Consider the following 20,833-nt stretch of genomic DNA (forward strand, 5'->3'; position numbering starts at 1 on the left):
ATGCGCTTTACCTCCGTTGAAATAACGCCATAGTTTCGATATGCCCCGTATGAGGGAACATATTCATTAGCCCTATTTTATTAAGTTCAAAGCCGGCTTGCGAAATAATAGCGCTGTCACGGGCTAAAGTAACAGGGTCGCAAGAGACATATAAAATCGCTTTAAACTGCGTTAATGGAAGCTGCTCTAAAACTGCCATAGCACCAGTGCGAGAAGGGTCGAGTACTAAAATATCTAACTCTTTATTAAACCACGGCGCTTTTTTAATACTCGTGGTTAAATCAAAACAATGAAATTGAGTATTTGTAATAGAGTTAGTGTGCGCATTTTGCGTCGCTAATGCAACCGCCGAAGTAACGCCTTCAATTCCTGTTACTGTTTTAGCCTGCTTTGCTAACACTAAAGAGAAGTTACCAATACCACAAAATAAATCCAGTACATTTTCATCACCTTGTAATGCTAACCAGCTCGCCGCTTGAATTAACATTGCCTGATTTACACTCGCATTGACCTGAATAAAGTTATTTAGTCCAAATTCAAATTTTATATCTAACTGATCAAGCTTATAAAATGGCATCGCTAAATGGGCATGATCAATCATATCGCTATCACTTTGCCACACTAATTGCCAATGATGCGCCGAGACACTTTGCTCAACAAACGCTTTATCTGTGGGCGAAATGGCTTTTGTATGACGAATAACAATAAAATATTGTTCATCAGCGGCACATAACTGTAAATGACTAATACTGTGCAGCGTCTTGTGTTGATTAATGACTTTATCAAATACATTAAATACATCGGCAAATACGTCACTTAATACTGGGCACTGATTAATACTAACAATGCTTTTAGAGCCACGTGCCCTATAGCCTACCCGCATTTTTTTTGCTGCTTTGTCGAACATTACGGCAATGCGGGCACTACGTCGGTAATGCGTTGCTTGGCTTTGCAGCGGGGCTTGCCAGTTCAAATCAGTTAATTTTGCAAACTTGGCAAATAATTGATTTACCGCTGCTTGCTTTTCAATGACTTGTTGTGTGGCATCTAAATGCTGTAACTGGCAACCACCGCATTGGCTGTAGTGTTCACAAATGGGTGTAGTGCGATATTCACTGGCTTTGAGTATTTTAAGCGTGTCAGCTTGGCTGTAACGCGCTTTATCATCAACTAACTTGGCTTTTACTCGCTCACCAGGTAATGCCCCACTGACAAAACACACTTTATTATTATGCTTAGCAATACCACGTCCGTGGTGATCCATAGCCGTAATATCAAGTTCAAGTGATTGCTGTTGAAGTGGTTTTTTCTTTGCTTTAAATATTTGTGCCATTAGGCATTACCTTAAAAGATTGATGAATCACGTCTCTACCTAGATACTTTGAGAATAACTATGAGTATGTATATACTCACATTCAATAAAAATGATAATAATGCTCAGATTATGACCAAACTAGGCTTGCGCGATTCTGTTTTAACACTCACCCTGATCCCTACAGTGATCATCGGGCTATTACTAGGTGGTTATTTTACAATAAATCGTTACATTGAGCTTGATGAAATTTTATATCAACAAGGCACAACGATTGCTGAACCTCTGGCTATTGCACTTGAACAACCTTTACTGGAAAAAAATAAAAAACTGCTTAATCGCATTATTCGCTATACACACAATAAACACTCCCCTTCGATTAAATCGATTGCCATCTTTAATGATAACAACCAACTTATTATAACCAGTAATTATCATCGCTCATTCGACACTTTAATTGAGCAAACGCAATTAAATGGCTTTAAAGCCACCTATGTTCAGCAAAGTGAAGACTTAGTAACCTTTTTCACCCCTATCATTAACCATACAACCCCCAATAGCGACTGGAATACTTCTGAGTTTCAAACCTCGTTAGGCACCGTTGTGATTCAGCTTAACCGCGACAAAGCTGTTATTGGCCAACAACGTGCATTATTGGTCAGCGGTATTATTATTATTCTCGCCTTAGTGTTAGCGGCTATTTTAGCGCTAAGACTTAGTCGTATGTTTATGACCCCGCTTAATAAGTTAGTACTTGCTACCGACAGATTGATTGAAGGTAAAAGACAAACCGGATTAACTGAACCCATGAGTGGCGAGTTTGAGTTATTACGTGAGGGGCTCAATACCATCTCGCATTCTATGGTGATGCAAAAAGATGAAATGCAAAAAAATATTGATCAGGCAACCAGCGATTACCGCGAAACGCTTGAACAATACGAAACACAAAATATCCAGCTCACCATGGCTAAAAAAGAAGCGCAGGATGCTAACCGCGTTAAATCTGACTTTTTAGCTAAAATGAGTCATGAGTTACGCACACCACTTAACGGGGTTATTGGATTTACCCGCCAGCTTTATAAAACGCCTCTGAATAAAAACCAAAAAGATTACCTTGATACCATTGAGCTTTCGGCTAACAGCTTAATGACTATTATTAGCGACATATTAGATTTCTCCAAGTTAGAAGCAGGAGCCATGGAGCTTGAGTCTATTCAGTTTCAACTGCGCGATAGCGTAAACGAAGTAATGACCTTACTGGCACCTAGCGCACACGACAAACAACTTGAGCTTTCTATTTTTATTAATCCTCAGGTGCCCGATCATTTAACTGGCGACCCCACACGGTTTAAGCAAGTGCTGATTAACTTGTTAAGTAACGCGATTAAATTTACTGAAAAGGGCGCGATAAAAGTTGATATTAGCCATCGTTTACTTGATGAAGAGCGCACCTCTGTCTTAGTGTCAGTCGCAGATACTGGGGTAGGTATTCCAGCAGATAAACAAGACGCGCTATTCACCGCCTTTGGTCAAGCCGACTCCAGTATTACCCGCAAATTTGGCGGTACCGGCTTAGGGCTTATTATTACTAAACATATCGTTGAAGCAATGAGCGGCCGTATTACCTTAAATTCAGCCCCTGGTAGCGGTACTTGTTTTACCTTTAATGGCGTATTTAGATTACCAAATCATGTATTTATCAACGATTTGCCTACCCAGTCATTAATTGGTAAACGTGTTCTTTATTTAGAGCCGCATAAGCATACCCATCATGCTGTTGCCTCATTATTACAAGAGTGGAAAGTCAATGTCACTCCTTGCTATAACGAAACCGAATTTTTAGAGTGCATAAAAAATTCAGAGATCAATTTTGATATTTGTCTTATTGGTCACATGGCATCAGTTGACGATATGCAGCGTTTAAAAAGCTATGTAAAAGCGGTTAGAGAATCAACCGATTATTTATATTTAATGCTCAATACCGTATCGCACAACATGCGCGAAGCCTTCATCGGCAGCGGCGCTGACGCCTGTTTGAGTAAACCTCTTAATCACCGAAAGCTATGTGAGCTATTAGCTGCGCCTTATCGACTCGACCACCCGGCACATAATATAGAACAGCATGAACAAACCCTGCTGCCGCTAAAGGTGTTAGTGGTGGATGATAATGACGCTAATTTAAAATTAATTTACACCCTACTCAACGAGCAAGTTGAATTAATTGATACCGCACATAATGGGTCACAAGCGTATAGTTTAAGCAAAAGCCATAAATATGATGTGATTTTTATGGATATTCAAATGCCTATAATGGATGGTATTACAGCCTGTAAACTCATTAAAGAGTCATCTTTGAATGAAGATACCCCTATTATTGCCGTGACGGCGCATGCACTTAATAGTGAAAAAGAACAGTTATTAAAAGATGGTTTTGAAGGTTATTTAACTAAGCCTATCGATGAAGATATGCTAAACCAGATTATTTGCGATCATAGCCCACAATTACCGGTAAGCCGCGATAAATCAAAAAGCACCTTAGCGCATAGCCCAGCCCCTTTTGATAGCACTCGCCTTGATTGGACGTTGGCACTGCAACGTGCAGGCGGTAAGCCTGAATTAGCCAATGAAATGCTTAACATGTTGTTATTAAGCGTGCCTGAAACCCTAAACTTATTAAATCAAGCAATCGTCAGTAATGATTGCCATCAAGTACTCAGCGTGATCCATAAGTTTCATGGAGCGTGTTGCTACACCGGCGTACCAAAGCTAAAAACCTTAGCTGAAACGATCGAAACATCACTAAAAAATGAATGCGTACTTGATAATATAGAGCCCGAACTGTTTGAACTTCAAGACGAGCTGGAAAACTTACTTGTTGATGCCAAAATTGATATCACTAATAAATAAGCTCGTCTTTGATGTTGTTTTTTATGATTCTAAGCGCGTGCTTCAAGCATTAAGCGTTTCATGTCACGCACCGCTTTGTCTAAACCATCAATCGCTGCACGGGCAATAATAGCGTGACCAATATTAAGCTCGTAAATCTCTGGCATCGCTGCAATTGGCTTCACGTTGTGATAATGCAAACCATGGCCGGCATTGACAATTAAGCCAATACTCGCTGCATACTTAACGCCTTGGCGGATGTGCTCAAGCTCTTTTGCGGTGTCTTCATCATTAGTTGCATCTGCATAGGCCCCAGTATGAATTTCAACATAAGGTGCACCACAGGTTTTTGCCGCATCTAACTGCGCTTTATCAGCATCTATAAACAGTGATACTTTAATACCGGCTTGCGTTAGGGTTTTAGTCGCTGCGGCTATTTTATCAATATTACCCGCTACATCTAAGCCACCTTCGGTAGTAAGCTCTTCACGTTTTTCAGGTACTAAGCATACATATTCAGGTTTAACCTCAAGTGCAATCGCAATCATTTCATCGGTTACTGCGGTTTCTAGATTCATGCGTGTTTGAATGGTTTTAGCCATCACATACACATCGCGGTCTTGAATGTGTCTGCGGTCTTCGCGTAAATGAATCGTAATGCCATCTGCACCGGCATGTTCTGCAACACTGGCTGCATGGGCTGGATCTGGGTAAGAAGTACCTCGAGCTTGGCGAAGCGTTGCAATATGATCTACGTTCACGCCTAGAAGAATATCTTTCATGTTTGTACCTGTGAAATTTGTTTATTGAGAGCTAATAAATAACTCACGACTTTTTAATGGCTTATTGCCCAATAATGGCTTTAATAAATAACGACTTAATTGCTTTGCCATATATAACACATCCGCTTGGCTAAAGTCATGATTTGCTATGGCATTAAGTTGTGAACCGGTGAATCCAGAACGCGAGTCATGTTGCACTGAAAACCCTACTTCTGCGAAGTAGCTATACGTTTGTACCTCGTCAATTGGCTCACCGTCAGCGTCAAAACTAAAATCGACTCCATATCCTAGCAGCTCTAACAGTTGAAATTCATAAGAACGCAGTACCGCTTGCATGTCACTACCGCTATTAAGGTTTTCTAGGTGTGTTTTATAAAGTTGAAAAACTTGATCAATGGGCTCATTAATCGGCACAATGCGATTAGTTAGCTCATTTAAATAAAAGCCACAGTAAAGCTTATCACCGGTTAGAAATAACGGGTTGCCGTAGAGCTCAAATTTATTAATATATTTTAAATCGTATTTGCCATTGTAATGGACGAGTAAGGATTGAAATGGTTGTAATTGGGCTTTATGTTTAGTGGCCTGGCGACCACTAACTCGAGCGAGCATTCTAAGCTGACCAACGCCTTCTACCAGCATATCTAACATTACTTGCGAGTCACTGTAGGGACGTCGGTGTAATAAATAGGCTTTGTAAAAGTCGCTGTCCATATTAGGCTATTCGATACTTATTAATCTTCACCGTAGCCTAAGCTTCTTAAGGCACGTTCATCGTCAGCCCAGCCCGATTTTACTTTAACCCATAATTCTAAAAATACTTTATTTTCAAGCATTTCTTCTAGGTCTTTACGCGCTTCACGGCCGATCACTTTTAGCTTTTCGCCTTTGTTACCGATAACCATGCGCTTTTGCGTTTCACGCTCAACCAAAATAAGGCCATTGATGTGCCAAATACCGTTTTCTTGCCATTTAAACTGCTCTATTTCCACAGTCACTGAGTAAGGTAGTTCCTCACCCATAAAGCGCATAAGCTTTTCACGGATCACTTCAGCAGCCATAAAGCGCATTGAGCGGTCAGTAACGTAGTCGTCTGGAAAATAAAATTCGCACGGCGGTAAGCGTTTAGTCACTTCATCTTTGATCAGGTTAATGTTTTTACCCTGAGTCGCAGATACAGGCATAATGCCTATAAAATCAAACTTATCGCCTAACCACTTCATATGTGGCAGTACAAGGTCGCGATCTTTCACTTGGTCAATTTTGTTAATAACTAACAATACCGGCTTGCCACTTTGGCTCACTTTGTTAAGTACCATCTCGTCATCGGCATTCCAATGAGTGCCTTCAACAACAAAAATAATCAGTTCAACATCGCCAATTGAGCTCGACGCTGCACGGTTCATTAAACGGTTAATGGCGCGTTTTTCTTCAACGTGAAGACCTGGGGTATCTACGTACACCGCTTGGTGTTTACCCTCAGTATGAATACCCATAATACGATGGCGCGTGGTTTGTGGCTTACGTGAGGTAATACTGACTTTTTGCTCAATAATTTCATTAAGCAAGGTTGATTTACCCACATTAGGACGGCCAACAATCGCAACCATGCCACAAAATGTGTCTATTTCGCCTTCATGAGGCTGTATTAAGGTATCAAGATTCATTTTTAAGTATCTTCAATGCTTTTTCGGCCGCTTTTTGTTCGGCTTTACGCCTTGAGCTGCCAACAGAAATAATGCTATCCATTCCATCAACGATACATTCAACCGTGAATGTTTGATTGTGTGCCTGACCTTTAGTATCTACTACAGTATAGCCAGGTAATGATAGCTTACGAGCTTGCAAATACTCTTGCAGCAGGGTCTTAGGATCTTTTTGATTAAGCCCTGGTGAAATAGCATCTAAACGTGATTCATACCACGCTAAAATAAGCTCGCCGCAGCGATCAATATTTGAATCTAAAAATACAGCACCAATTATGGCTTCAACTGCATCTGCAAGGGTCGACTCGCGTCTAAACCCGCCACTTTTTAGCTCGCCTGGGCCTAAACGTAGGTAATCACCTAGCTCAAACTCAAGGCCAAATTCAGCTAACGTCTGGCCGCGAACTAAAGTCGAACGCATGCGGCTTAAATCGCCTTCACGTGCTTTAGGAAATTTAGCGTACAAGGCATTGGCAATTACAAAGCTCAAAATCGAGTCGCCCAAAAATTCGAGTCGCTCGTTGTGTTGACCTTTATGGCTGCGGTGCGTCATTGCTTGCTCAAGTAGGCCTTGATCAGCAAATGTGTAGCCAATTCTTTTGTATAACTCTGTTACATTTTTTTTCATTGTTACTGAATATTACCTAGGCGTTCAAAACGAACACCAGTTGGAACCCATCCTGGTAAAATGTCATCTGGGCCATTATCAAATTCAAAACTCATCCATATAAAGACAGCTTTACCCACCAAGTTTTCTTTTGGTACAAAGCCCCAAAAGCGACTATCTTGGCTGTTATCGCGATTGTCACCCATCATAAAGTAATGATCAGCAGGCACCACCCATTCATCCGCAGGAGTGCCCAATTGCTGGTAGTAACGCCCTTTTCGTTCAGGCGATTTTGGGTTAATTAAAATATCATGGCTAGACGTAGTTAAATCTTCATTTAAACGCGCTAAAGCCATTGGGCCTTGCATAAATTCATCATCATTAATTAATTTAAAATCAATTTTATTGAATTCGTTGCAAAGAAACGCGCCTTTTTGAACTTCGCCTTCTTCACATTTTGGTTGAATATATAAACGCTTATCGCGGTAAACAATTTTATCGCCAGGTAAGCCTATAGCACGTTTAATATAATCAACTCTTTCATCTAATGGGTATTTAAAAACAACAATATCGCCACGCTCTGGTTCGCTCACATCCACTAACTGGCTGCGCCATACTGGGTCTTTAATTCCATAAGAATACTTTTGCACTAAAATAAAATCGCCTACTAATAAGGTTGGCATCATTGAACCCGATGGGATCTGAAACGGCTCAAAAATAAACGATCTAAAAATAGTGATAGCAGCAATCATCGGAAAAATCGACTTTGCTGTTTCAGTAATGACTGGCTCAGGCGCAATCAATGCTGCTGTTTCTTCATCAAGTTGGCCACCGGCAGAAGTTTGTGCAATTGCCAAACGCTCCTGCCTTTTAGGGGCAAACATTAAGTGATCTATTAACCATATTAGGCCTGAGCCTAAGGTTAATAACACCAATAAAACTGAAAAGTAGCCAGCCATTTATTATCCTTTATTTTTATTTACCAACTTTTAAAATGGCTAAGAACGCTTCTTGAGGCACTTCAACGTTACCAAGTTGCTTCATTCGCTTTTTACCATCTTTTTGTTTTTGAAGTAATTTTTTCTTACGACTCACGTCACCACCGTAACACTTCGCGATTACGTTTTTACGTAGTTGCTTTACAGTTGTACGGGCGATTACATGCTGACCAATTGCTGCCTGAATCGCAATATCAAACATTTGACGCGGTATAAGCTCTTTTAACGCATCAGCAAGCTGACGACCACGAGACTGCGCGCTTTCGCGGTGTACAATAATAGCTAGAGCATCGACGCGCTCGCCATTAATAAGTATATCTACACGTACCATGTCTGAGGTTTGGAAGTGCTTAAAGTTATAATCAAGCGACGCAAAACCACGACTGGTTGATTTTAACTTATCAAAGAAATCCATTACCACTTCAGCCATTGGCAGTTCATACGTTACTGCAACTTGCTTGCCGTGATAGCTCATTTTAGTTTGCATACCGCGCTTATCAACACATAACGTGATTACGCTTCCCAAGTACTCTTGTGGTACTAAAATATTTGCTTCTACTACTGGCTCACGTATTTCTAAAATATCGTTTACGGCTGGTAGGTCAGACGGGTTATCTATTTGTGTAGTGCCCTCTTTAGTCACTACCTCATAAATAACCGTTGGTGCTGTGGTGATTAAGTCAATGTCGTATTCACGCTCTAAACGCTCTTGAATAATTTCCATGTGCAGCATACCTAAGAAGCCACAACGGAAACCAAACCCTAACGCGGTTGAATTTTCTGGTTCAAAGAATAACGACGCATCGTTTAAGCTTAGTTTGTTAAGTGCATCACGGAACGACTCGTAATCATCTGACGCAATTGGGAACATGCCCGCGTAGACTTGTGGTTTAATTTTCTGAAAACCAGGTAAGCGCAGTGGTGCCGCATTTTTTTGATGAGTAATAGTATCGCCTACTGGTGCACCGTGTATTTCTTTAATACCGGCAATAACAAACCCTACTTCACCTGTGCGTAAAACACCGGTGTTAGTTTGTTTAGGCGTAAAAATACCCACATGATCTGCGGTATGTACGTTCTCGTTTGACATGATTTTAATTTTGTCACCCGCGCGAAGTTCGCCATGCTTGATACGCACTAGCGATACAACGCCTTGGTATGGGTCAAACCAAGAATCGATAATTAGCGCTTGTAATGGTGCGTCTTTATCACCAACTGGTGGTGGTACATCTTTAACGATCATTTCAAGTACTTCAGCAATACCCACACCTGTTTTGGCGCTACATTGCACGGCATCAAGGGCATCAATACCAATAATGTCTTCAATTTCTTCGGCTACACGTAATGGATCGGCTTGCGGTAAATCAATTTTATTCAGAACCGGTATAACTTCTAAGTCCATTTCAATGGCGGTGTAACAGTTGGCTAATGTTTGTGCTTCGACACCTTGGCCGGCATCAACAACTAATAATGCGCCTTCACACGCTGCTAGTGAGCGTGATACTTCATAAGTAAAGTCAACGTGCCCAGGAGTGTCGATAAAGTTGAGCTGGTACGTTTCACCATCGTTTGCTTTGTAGTTTAACGTTACACTTTGCGCCTTAATGGTAATGCCACGTTCACGTTCAATATCCATTGAATCTAGAACCTGCTTCTGCATTTCACGGTCGGTTAAACCACCACAAACTTGGATCAAACGGTCAGAAAGGGTCGATTTACCATGGTCAATGTGGGCGATGATCGAAAAATTACGGATATGCTTCATAAACTGGATTCTAAACTTCTATTTTAAAGGACTAAGGTCGCATGCCTAAGTAACTTGAAAATACTTGCTGTGCATTTTCAAGTTACTGTGGCATAAAAACGCAATTTTACATTTAATTGGCGTCAATCACCATCTATTTGAGTTAAAGGGAGACTAATTGGATGAATTTTTATCACTTTAATCTCATGTCTAAGTGATTTTACCCATGTTTTAGCAATTAAAAAGCCGGTGATGCCACCCAATATCGCTGCTAAAATTTGCCAGCCTTCGGCCAATAATATTAATTCACTGGTTATTAAGGCGAAGATTAAACTCAAAAACAAGGGCAACATGTAAACGGCAAAGGCATGTTTTACAACATGGCTGTCATCTAGTGACAGGGTCACTTTTTGACCCACTTCTAATTGCGTTTCAAATTTATAGGGCAAGGTTTTTTTGGCGGTACCAAATAACTTGCTAAACACCTGTGAGCCACAACGTCCATTACAGCCTTCACAGGCCTGTTTTTGTTGGGCTTCTAAATGCGCAACGTGGCCACTAAGGGCCACGACGGTTAACGTTTGTTCTATCATAATTTAGTTTCTATAATGCCCGTGATACCGACTCTGCAATCGCTTTAGCACTCGTTGTTGGGATATTCCCCACCACAGACACATCAAAATTTCCGCCGTTGTGCACATATATAGTGGTTGCACCCGAGGTCAGTGCTCCGCTTAAACGCTTGCCCGGTAGTGGTCGTTGTACAAATACTGATACCTCAACGAATCCATCAGAAAATAAATAGTAGTCTGTTAATTCATTGTTTAAGTCGAGCTTATGTCTATCTGACTTGAGTAGTTCAAACCCTTCAGGTAGCCAACCAATAGTCCAATTCATAGCATTTGCTTTGCTCTGTTCAGCAATTGAATTAGCGGGTAATGGGGTTGGAAAATTACGATTAAGTACTTCTAATAATAAGCTTGCCGGTTGCTCAGTTACACTGATTTGGGTAAGTTGTAATTGCTCAAGTGCTTCGCCTTGATGATTAACATAAGCGGCTTTTAATAATAACGAAGACTCAGTATCAATCCAAATCCAATAGTTATATTTGTCATCGTTTTTAGATTCAATTCGAACCAGCTGAGCAGGACGCCCCGCAATACGGCCTTTACCACCAAGCACAAAATCATAATGCGCACTTAAGCGATTAATATCTTTAAAAAGCACTTCAGGAATAGGGCCGGCAATTGAGTCGGTTGTTAATGAATACGGCTCTGATTGTGGCTCAAAATAGGTAACTTGGTTGTCAATGCGGATCATTTCAAGGCCAGCACCGTTGAGTAAACTCAAATGCTCAAGCTCAACGTCCCCCTGTTTAGCATGCACCCAACGGTAGGGCTCCATACTTTTGCCTTTAACAACAACAAAAGAGGCATCAAAATTACGTGTATGTACTGCACTGGCCATTTCAAGCAGTAAATCTTTAGCGGGGTTTGTGTCATTGGCAAAAGCATTAAAACTTAACACCAACGACATAACAAAAGTTATTACTTTCATCTAATTAGTTTTTTTCCTCTTGTGACGTTTCATCTGTTTTCGCAGTTTTCAACGAATGAGCCACACGTGCTTGACGCTGGTGTTCAAGTACTAGAGCGCCAATACGTTGCTGTTGAAGCTCTCGTAAGCCTTGCTCTGCGTTCTCTAGCGCCGGTGCTGATGAATAACTCACTGGCGATGCCATGCCGGTTAACGGCGTGGTTTGTAATAAAGGAATTTCGTTTTGCACAGCATCTTCACCTTGCGGCAAGGTGTTCACGCCAACAATAGTAAACATTGCCACGCTAGCTGCAATTGCTAACTGCGCAACCGGCTTGCGCCAATTAAACGCCACGATTTTATTATCGGCTTCAGTATTTACCGGCTTTGCCACACTTTCAGACTGGCTAAAGTCTGCATAAACCGGCTCACTATCAAGTGCTAATGAAATGCGATCGCTAATATCAAAATCCATATTTTTGTTGTTTTCTTTAGCTCGCATTGCATCACCGATTAACGCGTAACGGCCAAATGTAGCTACATCAGCAGATGCAATCTCGGCATCATTTAATGCTTGCTCACCGTCAAGTAATGCTGATAACGATTCGTTATCTAAGCGGTTAACGTGTGCTTTCGTCATACTAAGACTCGCCTATTAATGGGTTTAATTTGTTATCAATTGCTTCACGGGCACGAAAAATACGCGAACGCACCGTCCCGACTGGGCAATCCATCACCACGGCTATTTCTTCATAGCTCATCCCCTCAATTTCTCTAAGGGTAATCGCGGTTTTAAGATCTTCAGGCAAACTATCAATCGTATTAAAAATAACAGCGCGTACTTCTTCGCTTAATAGTAAATTTTCAGGTGATGCGTTTGACCGCATTGAATCAGCACCCTCATAAAACTCGGCATCGTCAGCATCTATATCATTTGCTGGCGGTTTACGCCCTTGAGCCACTAAGTAATTTTTAGCACAATTAACGGCGATACGGTAAAGCCAAGTATAAAAAGCACTGTCACCACGAAAGTTTGGAAGGGCACGATACGCTTTGATAAACGCCTCTTGTGCTACATCAGCAATGTCACCCTGATTTGATACATAACGTGAGATCAAACCGGCAATCTTGTTCTGATACTTCTTAACTAATAGGTTAAAGGCGTTTTTATCTCCCTGCTGAACCCTTTTCACTAACGCTAAATCTAATTCCTGCTCGCTCATTCGAGCCGGTACTCCTCTGATTGATTCTTGCTTATTATTCATAGTGTCGCCATTGTTCACACCTACTCTGACCCTTAGATGAATAAAAAGTTCTGCTTCATATTGTTTTTTTATAAAATAGCTAAAAAATTACGTATTTATACGCTAAAACCACTTCGTGGTAGTGCTACAAATATGGTACAACTATAAGTATTAAAAATAAATATTGCTCTATCTGAGCATTGTAACCGCAAAGTACCTCACAGATGAACCAAAATAAACATCACATTACCGATGTCGCTATTATTGGTAGCGGCGCAGCAGGCTTATCACTTGCTTTATCTTTGGCTAATTACTGTAACGTTACCGTAATTAGTAAAGGTGAATTAACCGAAGGTTCTACTCTTTATGCCCAAGGCGGAATTGCCGCTGTTTTTGATAAAAAAAATGACAGTATAGAGTCTCACGTTGAAGATACCTTAGACGCCGGTGGCGGTTTATGCGACAGAGAGGCGGTTCATTACACTGCCAGCAATGCTCATGACTGCCTGCAATGGCTGATTGACCAAGGCGTGCCTTTTGATATGGAGTTTGATAGCAAAGGTAAAGAGCGCTTTCATTTAACTCGTGAAGGTGGGCATAGCCACCGACGCATTTTGCATGCAGCCGATGCCACAGGCAAAGCTGTGCAAACAACCTTGATTAGCCAAGTTCAAGCGCACAGCAATATCACCTTATTAGAGCATTACAACGCGATTGATTTAATTACCGATAAAAGTATCGGCAAAACAGGCACACATGTTCATGGCATGTATGTGTGGAATAAAAAAGCCAAAAAAGTAGAAACAATTGGCGCAAAATTTGTTGCCCTAGCAACGGGTGGCGCAAGTAAAGTATACCTTTATACCTCTAACCCTGATGTTTCTAGCGGTGATGGTATTGCCATGGCATGGCGTGCAGGGTGTCGCGTTGCTAATATGGAATTTAATCAATTTCATCCAACCAGTCTTTATCACCCTGAGTTGCAAAACTTTTTAATTACCGAAGCAATGCGTGGTGAGGGAGCCTATTTAAAACGCCCAGATGGCACGCGATTCATGAAAGAGTTTGATGAGCGAGAAGAACTCGCCCCGCGCGACATAGTCGCGCGCGCTATCGATTTTGAAATGAAGCGCCTTGGTGCAAATTGCTTATATTTAGATATTAGCCACAAAGACAAAGATTTTATTATTGAACACTTCCCAACGATTTACGCCAAATGTTTAAGCGTAGGGCTTGATATCACCAAGGAGGCAATTCCTGTTGTCCCTGCTGCGCATTATACCTGTGGCGGCGTTATGACCGACTTTAATGGCAAAACCGACTTAGCTAATTTATACGCTGTGGGTGAAGTGGCTTACACTGGGTTGCACGGTGCTAACCGTATGGCAAGTAACTCATTATTAGAGTGCATTGTATTTGCCCATGCAGCAGCAAAAGACATTTTGAGTAAAATAGAGACCGCTCCTGCACTGGTTGAGTTACCTAGTTGGGATGAAAGCCGCGTATCTAACTCAGATGAAGAAATCGTGATCACCCATAACTGGCATGAGCTGCGATTATTTATGTGGGACTATGTTGGGATTGTGCGCTCAACCAAACGACTTGAACGCGCGCTTCATCGTGTTGAACTATTACAACAAGAAATCCACGATTACTACGCGAACTTTAGAGTGAGTAATAACTTACTTGAGTTACGTAACTTAGTTCAAGTAGCCGAGCTTATAATTAGAAGTGCTATGGAACGTAAAGAAAGTCGCGGACTGCACTTTACCATTGACTACCCAGAGCAAAACGAAAATCCAACGCCAACTATTTTGACTCCAAAGCGCAATTAATTGCTTTAAGTGTTGCGCGTTTTAAACGCGCGTAGCTTTGCTCATCAACACTATTGGCTGAGATAATCAGCCAATAGTTTTCACTAAAGCCATTAATATACAACCATACACTGCGACCAAGCAATCGGCTTTGCTTACCAATAACCCCTTGAATTAGCAGCTTTTCATTCTCAAAACGAAATTGATTTGGCTCTAATAATATAACGCCCTGCTCTGGCTGAGCAGCCACGATTTTTCGCCAAACGATAATGCCAGCAACGATATTAAGCGCAATGCAAAAAAGAGTTGCCAAAATAGAAGTGGTAAATAAGCATAATATTAAAGTTAGCACACAAAAAAAGACCACAATCTGTTTGTGGTCTGTCTGATTATCTGTGACGGTAAACCTATACACGAACTCGGTCTAAAATTAGCTCAACCATACTGTTTAGCTCAACGTCTTTACATTTTTCATGGCCCATAAACCAAGCAAATAAATCTGGGTCTTCTTGTGTTAATAAGCGCTGAAAAGTCGCCTGCTGTTTAGCATCTAACGAATCATAAGCTTCTTCAACAAACGGCATAAACAAAACATCTAGTTCTAACATGCCACGGCGGCAAGCCCAACGGATACGTGCTTTACTATGTATTTCAACCATTTTAAACCTCATATTTAATTAATTCGAGTTTAACAAATGCACGTTAATTTAACAGCACTAAATTATAAAAAAACAACGCTTGTTGGTGGCTGTACCATCGGCTTTAACTACGTTATTATGTGGTTTCATTTGTTATTGCAAAGAAGGTGTTTATGTCTCTGGTTTATGCATGTCCTTTATCACATCAGGTTATTAGCCTCTCAGGCACAGATAAATTATCTTACCTACACGGACAAATCACTCAAGATCTCAATAAAATCAACAACAACAACTTTTTGTGGACAGGTCACTGTAGCGCAAAAGGTAAGCTGTGGGGTGTATTTAAGCTATTTTCTTACCAGCAAAACTATTATTTAACCGGATCAAGTGCTGAAGTAGAACGCTCACTGGCTGAGTTAAAAAAATACGCTGTATTTGCAAAAGTTGAAATTAATAAAGCCCCAGAGCGATTAATTGGTTTATTAGGTGATGACCTAACTGATTTGCTTACGCAACTTGATATTCACTTTAGTGACGATGCCACAGCATGCGACTTTGCTAACGGCAAAGCCCTTAAACTTGCGCCAAACCGCGTTTTACTTATGGTTGATAGCCAATTTTGCTTACCTGATGAAGTATCTACCCTCGACAACGACGCTATGTGGCAACAGGCCTCACTGCTAGCTGGTGAGCCTCAGTTAAGCGTTGATGCAATTGATGAGTATGTGCCGCAAATGGTTAACCTTCAAGCCATCAATGGCATCAGTTTTAAAAAGGGTTGCTACACCGGCCAAGAAACCGTCGCACGTATGAAATACTTAGGTAAAAATAAACGTGCCATGTATATCGTTACAGGGCAAAGTGAAGGATTGCTCGATGCACCCGATATCGAAACCCAGTTAGGTGAAAACTGGCGCCGCGCGGGCAAACTTATTGCGCAAAGCTTTAATGAAAAAACACACACTTTAACTGGCTTAGTTGTGTTGCCAAACGATACTGACACCGCTCAGGTTCTTCGTGCAAAACATACCCCTTCGGTAGAGCTAAACATTCTGCCTCTACCTTACTCTCTTGAAGATGAATAATAGGAATGACTATGATCGTTGCAGCAAATAAAGTGGTAAAAATGCATTACTCTGTACTAGATAATGACGGCAATACCATTGATAACTCATTTGGCGGTGAGCCATTAATTTTTATCGTTGGTACGGGTTACCTGATCTCAGGACTTGAAAACGCGCTGCAAGGCAAACAAGCTCGCGATACACTAAGTGTAAAAGTTGAACCTGAAGAAGGTTACGGTGAGCGTCATGATCACCTCATGCAAGCAGTGCCAAAATCAATGTTTGAAGGCATGGACATTGAAGTGGGCATGCAATTTCGTGCAACCACTGATGACGGCGACCAGTCAGTCATGATCATCGATATTCAAGACGAAGAAGTGATTGTTGATGGTAACAACCCACTCGCTGGTATTACGCTCAATTTTGATGTAGAGATTTTAGAAGTACGCGATGCAACGGCTGAAGAGCTTGAGCATGGCCATGTACATGGTGAAGGCGGTTGTGGTCACGACCACTAAACCCTAATCCAGTAATAAAAAAAGCGCCTCAGGCGCTTTTTTTATAGCATATTATTATGCGTACGTAATTTAACTTGAGGCTCTGCTGCAGGTGCTTCGCTAGGGGTTATTTTATCTTCAAGCGCAGCAACTAATCCTGCTTGGTCATTAGTGCCTAAGCGGTATTGGCTGCCATCTTTAAGCGTTAATTGCACGGCACTAAAGCCTGATACTGAATAAATCCAACCATCATGCGTAATGCGAATACCAATACCGTGACGGTATGAGTTTTGTACTGCTTTTACGCCAACTATGTCCTCTAGTGCTAATTTTTGACCCGCAACGCCTGGACCAAATGCCCAGCTAATATGGGCTTCATCAACTTTAATGGTTAAACCATGAAATAAAAAACCCACCAGCAATAAAATACCTGCAAATACCATTAACGGCACATCGGCACCCATTAAATTCCATGCAAGTGCAACAAACCCACCTATCCATGCCAATACTACAAATATAAATACCGCATACTGCTTATGCTGATACATAACACTCTCAATTAAAAAGTTAAAAAATTAAAAACTGTATACTAACGTTGCGCTGAGCTCTGAATCATATTTAAGCTTATCTTCTTCAGGCTTAGAGTTATAACGGTACATATAAGCAAACTTGAGCGATACAGCCCCAACCACTTGGCTAATTAAGGCGGTTTCTGACTTTAACCGTGAGTTAAGCCCAGATAAAGACTGCTCTATACTAATGTCTTGATTAAATCGGGTGCGCTTAGATACTAATCGCTCCCATTGCATGGCAATACGTAACAAGTAACCCATTTTGTCTTTATCGTCTTCGCTTATTGTTGACTCATCATCAGCAACGGAGCGATATAAACCAGGGCCAATATCTATATCTACTTTGTTTTTAACCCCTTGATAAATACGTGCACCATAGCCGGTTGCCACCGTACTTTTAAAATCAAGACCGCTAAATTCATCCTCTTCATAATCGCCATAAATAAAGAAAGACGAATTTTTAACACCAACTTTATAGTTACCCTGCGCAGAAACAAACACGCGATTAGCCGTAACATCCGACTGGCCCGTTTCTTCATTTTCGTCACGTTTGTATAAGGAATCTATTTTGAATTGATTACGCCAGTTTTCAAAATCTTGGTAAAGATTACCTTTGAGTTTAAAACTGGTTGAGTTGGTATTACCTTTACTTAAAATAAAACCAAACTCGGTATCACCATAAAGTACTTCGCCTTTGTGTAGCTCATGAATTTCTTCATCAGAGAGCTCCCCATATTGATGAAAATCTTCAAAGGGATCCACTGCCCAGCTGTAGGAGCTAAATAATAAAAGCAGTAATACAACGTACTTTCGCAAAATACATTCTCTTGCAAATGGTAATAATGAAAAGGGGCCGAAAAAGTTATTCACTTTCTTTCCATAAAATATGGCAATAAGGCGCGTCTTTATCACGGCTAATTAAAATTTTCGCAAATAAGACGTCTTCGTTATCAAACTCAAGGCCCACTAATACTTGAATAAAATGCTCAGGCTCTATTTCTAGTGCAACAAAATCTTGCCACTGTTCATCGGGCTCATCTTCTTCAATAAAGCCAAGTTCTTCACGATGCAGGTTAAATTCTTCAACATCTTTATCACTCAGGTTGTTGGGAGCCAGCTCCAAAAAAATATCATAAGCTTGATGGGTTGCTTCTTCTACCGTAAATAAACGTGGACCTGACATGAGTGGTTAACCTCTGAGCTTTTAAGTTGGCGCCATAATATCAAAAGTTGTTAGTGTTTTGATAAAAAAAACACGTTAAATACTGACTTTTTTACTTTTACCTAATACTTATAGATATTAATGGATTGGTTAGCATTAGGGTCTGTTGGCCTTTCAAGATTAAATTTGCCTTGAAAGATAACAGACCGCAATTGCATTAAAAAATTCACTTTGTTTTTTATTCATCTTCATCCACTTTACTTAGCACGAATAAAAACATAAGCTCAAGTAACAGGTCAGAGGAGTGCGAGATGATAAAACTAGAAAAAAAACAGGGCATTGCCACCGTCACATTAAATCGAGTAGAAAAACAAAATGCCTTAAGCTTTACTATGTTTATTGAGCTTAACAAGGTGATTAAAAGTATTAAAAAAGATGCCAATATTCGTGCGGTTGTATTAACCGGTGAAGGCGAACACTTTTGTGCAGGGCTTGATATTAACGCGGTTATGGCCTCGCCAATAAATATTATAAAACTCCTATTTAAATGGCTTCCTGGTAATCAAAATTTAGCGCAAAAAGTAGTACTTGGTTGGCAATCATTGAGTGTGCCTGTTATTGCAAAAATAAACGGAAATTGCCTTGGGGGTGGATTGCAAATAGCACTGGGTGCCGATTACCGGATTGTTCACCACGATGCCAAACTCGCCATTATGGAAGCGCGCTGGGGGTTATGCCCAGATATGGGCGCTAATGTTATGCTTTCAGGCTTAGTAAAACGCGACCAAGCGCTTTGGTTAGCAAGTCACGCAAATCCAATAAACGCACAACATGCTTTTGAACTAGGTTTAGTAACCAAAACAACCGACGATACAGATAAAGCAACTAAAGAGATGCTTGATACACTGCTAGCGCGCTCACCTGACACATTAGCTGCAATAAAGCGTGTAACTCAACAAAGCTATAAAGCCCCTGCTCGAAAAATACTCGCTAAAGAAACATGGAGCCAAATTCGCTTACTGATCAACCCTAATACTAAAAAAGCCATTGCTAAAGCTAAAGGGAAAGCTGATATTGAGTTTACAAACGCCAAGCGCTGGTAACATTGATGGTAATACTAAGGCACAATGCATAAAACAGTGTTATTTGTTAAAGTTAGGCTCTTCTATTCTAGTGAGCCAAATTAATGAAATACCTACTAAGTAGCGCAATTATTTTATTGTGCTTGGCAACAAGCAAATTCATTATGCACCTTCTTGATGCAAGTTTTCCTGCTCCTCTACTCGCCATGGTTTTGCTGCTAACGTTACTGTTATTGGGCATAGTTAAAGAACATCAACTCGCTCCCTGCGCATCACCTATTTTGAATGTAATGCCTATTTTCTTTATTCCTGCAGGCGTCGGTTTTATAGAACATTTAGGGCTAATTAAATCACATTGGCCTTTCTTAACTGCGGTCATCTTATTAGTCCCACTCAGTAGTTTAATTTTAGTGGCAAGCCTAGTGGGCTATTTTAAAGGCAGAGCTAATAATGACTAACTTAACCACCAGCATAACCCCCAGCCTATGGTGGTTAACCGTGCCATTTATTATTATTCTCTTTATTGCACTAAGAGCGGTTAATCTTAAAATAAATCAGAGTATTTTAAAGTCATTAACCAACCCTGTTTTTTTAAGCATTGGCATTATTGCCCTACTGTTAGTTAACCTTAAATTACCCTATTCACAATTTGCCTCACATAGTCAGTTACTAAGTTGGCTATTAGAGCCGGCCATAGTTGCTTTAGCCTTGCCGCTTTATCAGCAATTTATGCACGTACGTAAAAACTTACTATTAATTGTCGCTACTTGCAGTATAGGTATTGTTAACGCCACACTAGTGGCTTTTGTATTAAGTATTTTATTTGCTGTGCCCTCACAATTGAGCGCCTCTGTTGCGGCACTCAGTGTAACAACGCCTATCACACTGCTGGTTACTGACTCATTAGGAGGAATTAGTTCGCTTGCCGCTGCCATGGTTATTTTTATTGGTTTATTGGGGGCTTTGTTTGGCTTTATATTGCTCAAATTAGTTAAGATTTATAACTTTGAGGCACAAGGAATTGCAATCGGTACCGCGTGCCATGCAATTGGTACGGCGGCAGCTATTGCCGAACACCCAAAAATAGGCGCATTTTCATCAGTGGCTATGGCACTCAGTGCATTATTAACCGCAGTGATAGTACCACTATTATATCCAATTTTAGTTAACACTTTGTTATAGTAAGCGG

The 20,833-nt window shown here is 40.8% G+C and carries 23 protein-coding genes; 7 read left to right on the forward strand and 16 right to left on the reverse strand.

Going from position 1 to position 20,833, the window contains the following annotated elements; translation table 11 throughout:
- Positions 1 to 7: 7 nt before the first annotated feature.
- Positions 8 to 1,333, reverse strand: a complete 1,326-nt coding sequence (gene rlmD, locus ND6B_RS15080) for a 23S rRNA (uracil(1939)-C(5))-methyltransferase RlmD (protein WP_033102798.1) — start codon at positions 1,331 to 1,333, stop codon at positions 8 to 10.
- Positions 1,334 to 1,444: 111 nt separating this feature from the next.
- Between rlmD and barA the strand changes: the two genes are divergently transcribed.
- Positions 1,445 to 4,219 (forward strand): two-component sensor histidine kinase BarA, encoded by a 2,775-nt coding sequence (gene barA, locus ND6B_RS15075; protein WP_200882076.1) that lies wholly within the window; start codon positions 1,445 to 1,447, stop codon positions 4,217 to 4,219.
- Between the two features lie 29 nt (positions 4,220 to 4,248).
- Here the strand turns inward: barA and pdxJ are convergent, their stop codons facing one another.
- From pdxJ to rpoE, 10 genes are all read right to left on the reverse strand, one after another.
- Positions 4,249 to 4,980 carry a pyridoxine 5'-phosphate synthase gene (gene pdxJ / locus ND6B_RS15070; RefSeq protein WP_008111769.1) on the reverse strand — a complete coding sequence of 244 codons (732 nt, stop codon included), beginning with the start codon at positions 4,978 to 4,980 and terminating at the stop codon, positions 4,249 to 4,251.
- A gap of 21 nt (positions 4,981 to 5,001) precedes the next feature.
- The gene (gene recO, locus ND6B_RS15065; RefSeq protein ID WP_008111767.1) at positions 5,002 to 5,694 is read right to left on the reverse strand and encodes a DNA repair protein RecO; all 693 of its coding nucleotides are present in this window, start codon (positions 5,692 to 5,694) and stop codon (positions 5,002 to 5,004) included.
- A 20-nt stretch (positions 5,695 to 5,714) separates the two neighbouring features.
- A complete protein-coding gene (gene era / locus ND6B_RS15060) occupies positions 5,715 to 6,647 on the reverse strand; it encodes a GTPase Era (RefSeq protein WP_008111765.1) in 933 nt (310 codons plus the stop codon).
- Complete coding sequence (rnc, locus tag ND6B_RS15055; protein WP_008111763.1) at positions 6,637 to 7,314, reverse strand: ribonuclease III; 678 nt, start codon at positions 7,312 to 7,314, stop codon at positions 6,637 to 6,639. Before rnc ends, era begins: the two co-directional genes overlap by 11 nt.
- A gap of 2 nt (positions 7,315 to 7,316) precedes the next feature.
- Positions 7,317 to 8,252, reverse strand: a complete 936-nt coding sequence (lepB, locus tag ND6B_RS15050) for a signal peptidase I (protein ID WP_008111762.1) — start codon at positions 8,250 to 8,252, stop codon at positions 7,317 to 7,319.
- Positions 8,253 to 8,268: 16 nt separating this feature from the next.
- On the reverse strand, positions 8,269 to 10,056 hold the full coding sequence (lepA, locus tag ND6B_RS15045; protein WP_008111760.1) for a translation elongation factor 4: 1,788 nt from the start codon (positions 10,054 to 10,056) through the stop codon (positions 8,269 to 8,271).
- A gap of 122 nt (positions 10,057 to 10,178) precedes the next feature.
- Complete coding sequence (locus ND6B_RS15040; RefSeq protein ID WP_008111758.1) at positions 10,179 to 10,628, reverse strand: SoxR reducing system RseC family protein; 450 nt, start codon at positions 10,626 to 10,628, stop codon at positions 10,179 to 10,181.
- Between the two features lie 10 nt (positions 10,629 to 10,638).
- Complete coding sequence (locus tag ND6B_RS15035; protein WP_033102800.1) at positions 10,639 to 11,592, reverse strand: MucB/RseB C-terminal domain-containing protein; 954 nt, start codon at positions 11,590 to 11,592, stop codon at positions 10,639 to 10,641.
- A gap of 4 nt (positions 11,593 to 11,596) precedes the next feature.
- Positions 11,597 to 12,211 (reverse strand): sigma-E factor negative regulatory protein, encoded by a 615-nt coding sequence (locus tag ND6B_RS15030; RefSeq protein WP_013465637.1) that lies wholly within the window; start codon positions 12,209 to 12,211, stop codon positions 11,597 to 11,599.
- A 1-nt stretch (position 12,212) separates the two neighbouring features.
- A complete protein-coding gene (rpoE, locus tag ND6B_RS15025; RefSeq protein WP_010387792.1) occupies positions 12,213 to 12,794 on the reverse strand; it encodes an RNA polymerase sigma factor RpoE in 582 nt (193 codons plus the stop codon).
- 245 nt (positions 12,795 to 13,039) lie between these two features.
- Here rpoE and nadB point away from each other — a divergent pair, with 245 nt between their 5' ends.
- Complete coding sequence (gene nadB, locus ND6B_RS15020) at positions 13,040 to 14,650, forward strand: L-aspartate oxidase (RefSeq protein WP_033102801.1); 1,611 nt, start codon at positions 13,040 to 13,042, stop codon at positions 14,648 to 14,650.
- Here nadB and ND6B_RS15015 read toward each other — a convergent pair.
- Both ND6B_RS15015 and ND6B_RS15010 read right to left on the reverse strand, forming a co-directional pair.
- Positions 14,625 to 14,981, reverse strand: a complete 357-nt coding sequence (locus tag ND6B_RS15015; protein WP_033102802.1) for a hypothetical protein — start codon at positions 14,979 to 14,981, stop codon at positions 14,625 to 14,627. The two genes, nadB and ND6B_RS15015, sit on opposite strands and share 26 nt — an antisense overlap.
- A 55-nt stretch (positions 14,982 to 15,036) precedes the next feature.
- A complete protein-coding gene (locus ND6B_RS15010; RefSeq protein WP_013465640.1) occupies positions 15,037 to 15,288 on the reverse strand; it encodes an FAD assembly factor SdhE in 252 nt (83 codons plus the stop codon).
- 152 nt (positions 15,289 to 15,440) lie between these two features.
- Between ND6B_RS15010 and ygfZ the strand changes: the two genes are divergently transcribed.
- Together ygfZ and ND6B_RS15000 are read left to right on the forward strand one after the other, a co-directional pair.
- The gene (gene ygfZ / locus ND6B_RS15005; RefSeq protein ID WP_016899678.1) at positions 15,441 to 16,352 is read left to right on the forward strand and encodes a CAF17-like 4Fe-4S cluster assembly/insertion protein YgfZ; all 912 of its coding nucleotides are present in this window, start codon (positions 15,441 to 15,443) and stop codon (positions 16,350 to 16,352) included.
- An 11-nt stretch (positions 16,353 to 16,363) separates the two neighbouring features.
- On the forward strand, positions 16,364 to 16,849 hold the full coding sequence (locus ND6B_RS15000; protein ID WP_033102803.1) for an FKBP-type peptidyl-prolyl cis-trans isomerase: 486 nt from the start codon (positions 16,364 to 16,366) through the stop codon (positions 16,847 to 16,849).
- 41 nt (positions 16,850 to 16,890) lie between these two features.
- On the opposite strand, the gene ND6B_RS14995 is transcribed toward ND6B_RS15000, so the two are convergent.
- The 3 genes from ND6B_RS14995 to ND6B_RS14985 are packed head-to-tail and all read right to left on the reverse strand — an operon-like array spanning position 16,891 to position 18,583.
- On the reverse strand, positions 16,891 to 17,376 hold the full coding sequence (locus tag ND6B_RS14995) for a hypothetical protein (RefSeq protein ID WP_033102804.1): 486 nt from the start codon (positions 17,374 to 17,376) through the stop codon (positions 16,891 to 16,893).
- Between the two features lie 27 nt (positions 17,377 to 17,403).
- The gene (locus tag ND6B_RS14990; RefSeq protein WP_013465645.1) at positions 17,404 to 18,216 is read right to left on the reverse strand and encodes a DUF481 domain-containing protein; all 813 of its coding nucleotides are present in this window, start codon (positions 18,214 to 18,216) and stop codon (positions 17,404 to 17,406) included.
- Positions 18,217 to 18,262: 46 nt separating this feature from the next.
- Positions 18,263 to 18,583 carry an HI1450 family dsDNA-mimic protein gene (locus ND6B_RS14985; protein ID WP_033102805.1) on the reverse strand — a complete coding sequence of 107 codons (321 nt, stop codon included), beginning with the start codon at positions 18,581 to 18,583 and terminating at the stop codon, positions 18,263 to 18,265.
- Positions 18,584 to 18,873: 290 nt separating this feature from the next.
- Between ND6B_RS14985 and ND6B_RS14980 the strand changes: the two genes are divergently transcribed.
- From ND6B_RS14980 to ND6B_RS14970, 3 genes are all read left to right on the forward strand, one after another.
- The gene (locus tag ND6B_RS14980) at positions 18,874 to 19,665 is read left to right on the forward strand and encodes a crotonase/enoyl-CoA hydratase family protein (protein WP_033102806.1); all 792 of its coding nucleotides are present in this window, start codon (positions 18,874 to 18,876) and stop codon (positions 19,663 to 19,665) included.
- A gap of 83 nt (positions 19,666 to 19,748) precedes the next feature.
- Positions 19,749 to 20,102 (forward strand): CidA/LrgA family protein, encoded by a 354-nt coding sequence (locus tag ND6B_RS14975; RefSeq protein WP_013465649.1) that lies wholly within the window; start codon positions 19,749 to 19,751, stop codon positions 20,100 to 20,102.
- Positions 20,095 to 20,826, forward strand: a complete 732-nt coding sequence (locus ND6B_RS14970) for an LrgB family protein (protein ID WP_033102807.1) — start codon at positions 20,095 to 20,097, stop codon at positions 20,824 to 20,826. The genes ND6B_RS14975 and ND6B_RS14970 overlap by 8 nt, the downstream gene beginning before the upstream one ends.
- Positions 20,827 to 20,833: the final 7 nt, after the last annotated feature.

Origin of the sequence: Pseudoalteromonas sp. ND6B, assembly GCF_000764215.1 — a bacterium.
GTDB classification, from domain to species: Bacteria; Pseudomonadota; Gammaproteobacteria; order Enterobacterales; family Alteromonadaceae; genus Pseudoalteromonas; species Pseudoalteromonas tetraodonis.